Source organism: Ornithinibacillus scapharcae TW25 (assembly GCF_000190475.1).
GTDB classification, from domain to species: domain Bacteria; phylum Bacillota; class Bacilli; order Bacillales; family Amphibacillaceae; genus Ornithinibacillus; species Ornithinibacillus scapharcae.
This window is the reverse complement of record NZ_AEWH01000061.1, coordinates 1-2,979: the sequence shown is the minus strand read 5'-3', so window position 1 is coordinate 2,979 and position 2,979 is coordinate 1. Positions and strand designations below refer to the sequence as shown.

Below are 2,979 nucleotides of genomic sequence, written 5' to 3'. Positions count from 1 at the left end.
GGTTCTGATAGCGTCTATCATCGTGTTCTTGAGAGAGGGGATAGAGTAAGAAGGTTCTGATAGTGTCTATCATCGTGTTCTTGAGAGAAGAAATCGAGTAAGATGATGCTGATAGAACCAATCTTCTCTATAAAGAAATAGTTAATAATTTCATCTGTCATTCCATAAAGCCTCTTTTCCTGCTATTTACACTATTTTCACATTTCTCTAACACCATCTTAACAAAGAGTCTTTATACTTAAAGGTGAAAATTGGAAAATGTATGTAGGGGGAAAAGTTGATGACGATTAGAGGTATTGCCCATCGTGGTTATCCAGTGAACTACCCAGAAAATACATTATCATCCTTTCAAGCAGCGATAGATCTGGGATTTACCCATATGGAGTTGGATGTCCATATGAGTAAGGATGGTGTTCCGGTTGTCATGCACGACCACACGATAGATCGTATGACAGATGGAAGTGGCGAGATAAGAGATTTTACTTTGGCAGAACTTAAAACTTTCACTATCGGTACGAATGAACATATCCCCACGTTAGAAGAGGCACTTTCATTGGCGAAAGACCGTATCATTGTATCCATCGAACTTAAAAAACCTAAGCTGTATCCAGGTATTGAAAAAAAGGTTTATAACGTAATAAAAAATTTAAACATGTTAGATCAGGTTTATGTCATTTCCTTCGACCATAAATCTTTAGAAAAGCTACGATCGGTTTCCCGAGATATACAACTTGGTCCACTTGTTAATCGGGTGAAAGGCTCTCATTTTCGCCTCATGAAAAAACTAGACGCGGAATATTTTGCAGTTAATTTTAAGAACTTGAACGAAAAACATATTGCTAAATGTGAAAAGTTAGGTGTTCAGCTTGTGGTTTGGACCGTAAATACGGTTGAACAAATGAACACGGTAAAGCAGTACCCTTCTATCCTCGTGACAACAGATGAACTAGAAACCTATAAAGCAGTGTTTTCCTAATATAGAAAGGATCGATGACCATGAAAATAAAGTCTCTAATAAAAGGAATTGTATACTTCATGCTTTTCCCCTTAATGCTTTATGCCATCATAAAAAATGTACGACAAGAACAATATATTCGAATGTAGGGAATGGGGTACAGCGTGCACACTGTACCCTGTTTTATTTCGTATTCTCTTCTGCATACTCCATTTCTCTTTTTAGTTCTTCTACGTCATACTTCTCATCTGTTGGGATCTCTATTTCAAAAATCTCATCATATAGTAATTTGGCTTTGCTGTGTTCAATATGCCCCAAAGCACTGTCCATGAGTTGCTCAATGGTTTCATCCCTGTCCGTACAGCCGAATAGCAACAGAAGGAATATTGCTGAAAAAAGCAACATGACCCACATGGAAATCACTTCTAAATTTATGTAGTTCTTATATTTTCCAAGGGCGGTATTTTTATCCGAATTCATGCACTATTCCTTGAGTTTCATGCCGTAGATAAATACTGCTATGTCTAGGTCCATAGTCGATAAGAAGAGGTTAGGAAGCCAATTCAGAAAGCTATTTTGCTAAGCGGTATAGCCCTAGAAACTTGTCGAGAAAACGCGATTAGGCTTGTTTAAAATGGATATATCCATTAAAATTAGGGAAGTATTACATACTACAACATGTATATAAAAGAGGGTCGTCATGTTTAACTATCCTGATTTAATAATTGCTTTCATCATATCTGTAATTTCGACACTTCTTCTCGTTTATCCAATAAAGAAGCTAGCTGTTAAATGGGGTATTATCGATTTACCGAACCATCGAAAAGTCCATAAGAAACCAACACCAAGATTAGGTGGTTTAGCCATTTTTCTTGGAACAATGCTAGGTCTTCTTTACCTGTGGCCAGTATCATACGAATACTTTCCCCAAATTATCATCGGGGCATTTATCATTGTTGCTACAGGAATGATTGATGACAAATTCGCAATTCGACCATTGTATAAACTAGTAGGACAAATTATTCCAGCCGTTATTTTAATTACTTCTGGACTTATTATTGAACGTATTACATTACCTTTTTTCGGAATCGTCGAGCTAGCAGGACCATTCAGTGTCATCTTAACACTATTATGGATAGTTGGGATTACCAACGCGATTAACCTAATCGACGGTTTAGATGGATTAGCATCCGGCGTATCCACTATTGCTCTAATTAGTATTCTAATCATGGCGATTTTGGGACAAGAGGTTCTAGTTGTTTATCTTGCCATTGCGCTGATTGGAAGTAACTTAGGATTTTTATTCCACAACTTCCATCCGGCCAAGATTTATATGGGTGATACCGGATCATTATTCTTAGGCTATATGATCTCCGTTATATCGATTCTTGGACTATTTAAAAATGTAACGTTATTAAGTTTTATTATTCCAGTAATTATTCTTGCCGTACCAATTTTTGATACACTATTTGCAATGTTACGTCGATTTATTAACGGTGAAAAAATAATGAATCCAGATAAGAAACATATTCACCACCAATTACTTGCTGCAGGTTTCAGTCATCGTACAACCGTTTTAATTATTTATGGATTTAGTGCAGTATTTGGTGTTCTAGCAATAACATTTTCGAATGCATCCTTAGGAATATCACTCCTTGTTGCTTTTGTTATCTGGTTCCTATTACACATTTTCGCCGAACTAGTCGGCCTCGTCGGAAAAGGACGCCGTCCCGTATTGCGGACAATGAAACGTTTAGTAAGCGAACGAAAAAAACAACAGAAACAATCCTGATATGGGGTTGTGGCTGTTGTTTTTTTGCATGGTTAATGGATAGAAGCGTGTAAGTATAGGAAATTTCACGGTTTTCCTCAACTTGTAATCACATTCTTGGTTACTTTGAGCAGTATATGTGAAGAACCAAACCGAGAAAAGCGTTCTCACGGTAGGCATTATCTAAAAAAGTTGCGAACGATACCGAGAAAAGCGTTCTCACGGTAGGCATTATCTGAAAAAGTCGCGAACG

Annotated in this window: 4 protein-coding genes; 2 read left to right on the top strand and 2 right to left on the bottom strand. The window is 37.2% G+C overall.

Annotated features, from left to right (window positions below; all coding sequences use genetic code 11):
• Positions 1-17 precede the first annotated feature (17 nt).
• Positions 18-161 (bottom strand): hypothetical protein, encoded by a 144-nt coding sequence (locus G5W_RS23850; RefSeq protein ID WP_157998062.1) that lies wholly within the window; start codon positions 159-161, stop codon positions 18-20.
• Positions 162-280: 119 nt separating this feature from the next.
• On the opposite strand from G5W_RS23850, the gene G5W_RS0117175 reads away from it, so the two are divergent.
• Positions 281-976 carry a glycerophosphodiester phosphodiesterase gene (locus G5W_RS0117175; protein ID WP_010098564.1) on the top strand — a complete coding sequence of 232 codons (696 nt, stop codon included), beginning with the start codon at positions 281-283 and terminating at the stop codon, positions 974-976.
• A 162-nt stretch (positions 977-1,138) separates the two neighbouring features.
• On the opposite strand, the gene G5W_RS0117170 is transcribed toward G5W_RS0117175, so the two are convergent.
• Positions 1,139-1,369: a hypothetical protein gene (locus G5W_RS0117170; protein ID WP_157998061.1), complete on the bottom strand. Its 231-nt coding sequence runs from the start codon at positions 1,367-1,369 to the stop codon at positions 1,139-1,141.
• 286 nt (positions 1,370-1,655) lie between these two features.
• Here G5W_RS0117170 and G5W_RS0117165 point away from each other — a divergent pair, with 286 nt between their 5' ends.
• The gene (locus G5W_RS0117165; RefSeq protein ID WP_010098561.1) at positions 1,656-2,747 is read left to right on the top strand and encodes an MraY family glycosyltransferase; all 1,092 of its coding nucleotides are present in this window, start codon (positions 1,656-1,658) and stop codon (positions 2,745-2,747) included.
• Positions 2,748-2,979: the final 232 nt, after the last annotated feature.

Coding starts and splice junctions, on each gene's coding strand:
- G5W_RS23850 (WP_157998062.1), bottom strand. CDS start 161: ATGACAGATGAAATTATTAACTATTTCTTTATAGAGAAGATTGGTTCT.
- G5W_RS0117175 (WP_010098564.1), top strand. CDS start 281: ATGACGATTAGAGGTATTGCCCATCGTGGTTATCCAGTGAACTACCCA.
- G5W_RS0117170 (WP_157998061.1), bottom strand. CDS start 1,369: ATGTGGGTCATGTTGCTTTTTTCAGCAATATTCCTTCTGTTGCTATTC.
- G5W_RS0117165 (WP_010098561.1), top strand. CDS start 1,656: ATGTTTAACTATCCTGATTTAATAATTGCTTTCATCATATCTGTAATT.